Origin of the sequence: Nonomuraea sp. MG754425, assembly GCF_021699195.1 — a bacterium.
In the GTDB taxonomy this organism is placed as follows: domain Bacteria; phylum Actinomycetota; class Actinomycetes; order Streptosporangiales; family Streptosporangiaceae; genus Nonomuraea.
This window is the reverse complement of sequence record NZ_SSXE01000374.1, coordinates 1-3,036: the sequence shown is the minus strand read 5'-3', so window position 1 is coordinate 3,036 and position 3,036 is coordinate 1. Positions and strand designations below refer to the sequence as shown.

Here is a 3,036-nt window from a genome sequence, read left to right as displayed (position 1 = left end):
GCGCCACGAGATCGCTGCTCTGGATGCCACCACCCGGGCGGGTCATGGAGTGAGGGTAGACGTAGAGGTCGCCACGGCGGGCGCGGTGCAGCAGGTCGAACTGCGCGACCGCGCCGGCGATGTCCTGCGCTTCGCCCATGACCTCCGGATCCCACCCACGAACAACCCGGCTGAGCGCGACTTGCGACCGGCCAAGACCCAGCAGAAGATCTCCGGCGGACTCCGCTCCGAGCAGCACACCCGGCATCGGTACGCCATTCGCGGTTACCTGTCCATCGCGATCAAACATGGCCTCGATGTCATGACAGTCCTATGAGACGCGCTCCTCGGCAACCTCTGGATGCCGCCCGACTCAGCCACGGCTTGACGCTACGGACAGCAACCGTACTCCCGCACACCTCGAGACGATCACACAGCGCGATCATCGAGACTCGAAACGCGCTGGACGTGAATGCTTACTCCAGCCTTTCATGTCGGTGACTTGAGTCACATTCTCCCGACGATGTCACACATCAGACAGGAAAGGTCTCTCAGTATGTGACTCTGCCCCTCATTCGAAGCAACGAATTCCGACGAGCAGCTATTCGAGTCCTCTCATCCAATTCTTGACAATGGCTTGGTGACCGATGATGATCAGGCAGCGGAAACAGGCCGGGGTCATGCATCAGCGAATGGCCGGCGAGCAACGAGCAATGAGGGCGACCTGTGGCGTCAGAACGTCGCGGGCCGCGAGTGCTCAACCCATCTCACCCCAAGGAGATATCGCTGTGAGAAAATTGGCGCGCGTTCCATTAGGTGCGAGGCGGACGGCAAAGGCGTCCGCGTTCATTGCCGCCATCACCGTTTGTTGTTTGGTGGCAGCCCAGGGAACGTCCTATGCGACGCCTCAGGACCCTGCGCCGGCCGACAACAGCGGGCAAGACGTGACCGACGCGTTGTCGACCGTAGGGATCAAAGTACTGCCGGACGGCTGGATCGAGTACAAGTCCATGCTTCGCAGCGTGGGCGCAAGTGGCGAGATGTCTCGCGTCGCGGGGACACGCGAGGAAGATGGCGGTTGTACGCTCCCCGGCTCAGACGAGACACCGCCCGATTCGAGCCGGACGACATTCACCGAAGAAGTGGCCTACAACCCCGCGACGTGCGAGTTCGATATCCTTGTCGCCGACCTGACGACATCACAGGCCGCCGATCTGAACGCCATGAGCGACGCCGACCCCAGCGACGTGTCGTCCACAGGAGACGCGGCCACATCTGACGAAACCGGGGTCGTGGCACCTGCCGCTACTACGTATTCCCGCTACCTGAAGACCTCCTGGATCGACCCGATCAACATCACTATCTCGTCACAGAAGGTAGGGCTCAAATGGACGAGCTCGTCCTGGCGTAATTGGGCCTACAAACGCGACTCCTTTAAGGGTTGCATCGGCGGAGTCTGTCTCGACAAGACTTACATCTACTCCAGCTCCGACAGTTTTTCCACGCTGTCCAATGGCTGGAAGAAGACTGCCAACGTCCACTTCAGGAACACGTCGTTCGCGCTGTGGGTCGTCGCAATTCTTGGCCCAACCGGCTGGGCGGCCTGCGGGTTCCCGACCAGCTCTCGAGCGGATTTCTACCACAAGGACTCGGTTACGGGTTACAAGAACGGAGGCTCAGCGTGGAGTTGGAGCGACTCGAAGAGCGGCGCGTGCACGAACCTCGTCCATCATGGTAAACAGACTGGTGCGTCCTACCCGTTCTGACGTCCCCCGGGGTCCACTCGGTCCAGCCCCGGGCGGTTCTGACGTCGGCCGCAAGCGGGCTGCCTGGTGAGCCAGGCCATTGCGCGACGGACACTGACTGCCTGGCTCACTGGGGTACTGCTGATCTCTTGCGTGACAGCCTGCGTCGACCAGACGGGCGCGACCTCTGGGCCCACATCGCCGAGTGCGGTCGACTCCGGGTCGGGACGGGTGGCACTGGAGTACACGCGCGCCGTCGCTCGTGGTGACTTTAAGGCCGCGATCCCGCTCGTTGTCCCGAGCCAGCGGGTGCTCTTGGAGGCCGTCACGCTCGGACAGGGGCCCGGAACCCTGCCGAAGGTCACAGGTGAGGTGTCATTGGGTGAAGTGCTCGAGGATGGAGACAATGCCACCGTCTCCATCCTCGGCAAGATGTGCCGTACCGAGGTGGCTGCCGAGAGCTCAACCTCGGCGCCGACCACCGACTGTATCGAGAACTATGATCTGAAGACGGACTCGCCGGTATTCCTGGTGCACCTCGCAAGGGACGCCGCGACGGGTTGGAAAGTGGTCTTCAACCTCGATGCCGCAGACAACTCGGGAGCTCCCGATGGAGGCTGAGCACATCTCGTCACCGAACTCGAGGCATCGTCCAGCACTCTGGGCGTTCGCCTGGTGGGCAGCCGTGGGAGTCCTCCTCGGCCTCGGGTTCGCGTCGATCCTCACGATCGGACTTGTACTACTGCTCGTGGGTTGTGTGCTCGCTGTAGCGGGAATCCTGCTCAGGCCCCTCCGAGACCACTCGGCTGCCGCGGTTCCGAGTGGTCTCGGCGTGACGGTGCTCTATCTGGCCTGGTTGAACCGTGGGGGGCCTGGGCAGGTGTGCGAGACCACGGGCACGGACACGTCATGCATAGAGGCGTGGAGTCCATGGCCGTTCCTGGTAGCCGCGGTACTTCTCATCGCCGCCACGGTCTTCCTGGTCCGCCTCGCAAGGCGCTGACCGCCCGCCTGGACGCCCACTCTGCCCCGATGCGCAGATTCTCAGGCCGGACAACCGCACCTACAATCAACTCCTGCGCGGCCTGCGCTGTCTCAGCCCTCATCATGGGCAAGACCCGCCACAAGAACCCGCGCACCGCCATGCGCGCTGTCAAACCCGGCGCCGAAGCCATCGCCAAGGTCACCGAGGTGCTGGCGTCCCGCCGCCGTTCCCACTGATCAGCGATATCTCAGGCAGGGCAGGACCCTACCCCTTTTCTCGTACTTGGTCTGGCCCCCAGTAGGGCGGGTGGTGGTCGCCGATGCCGTC

General features: G+C 62.9%; 3 protein-coding genes. All 3 read left to right on the top strand.

Going from position 1 to position 3,036, the window contains the following annotated elements; translation table 11 throughout:
* Nucleotides 1–49: 49 nt before the first annotated feature.
* The 3 genes from FAF44_RS56590 (at nucleotide 50) to FAF44_RS52615 (ending at nucleotide 2,345) form a co-directional block, all read left to right on the top strand.
* On the top strand, nucleotides 50–316 hold the full coding sequence (locus FAF44_RS56590; RefSeq protein WP_368857804.1) for a transposase: 267 nt from the start codon (nucleotides 50–52) through the stop codon (nucleotides 314–316).
* Nucleotides 317–767: 451 nt separating this feature from the next.
* Nucleotides 768–1,745: a hypothetical protein gene (locus FAF44_RS52620; RefSeq protein WP_237111023.1), complete on the top strand. Its 978-nt coding sequence runs from the start codon at nucleotides 768–770 to the stop codon at nucleotides 1,743–1,745.
* Between the two features lie 210 nt (nucleotides 1,746–1,955).
* Complete coding sequence (locus FAF44_RS52615) at nucleotides 1,956–2,345, top strand: hypothetical protein (protein ID WP_237111022.1); 390 nt, start codon at nucleotides 1,956–1,958, stop codon at nucleotides 2,343–2,345.
* The last annotated feature ends 691 nt before the right edge of the window (nucleotides 2,346–3,036 follow it).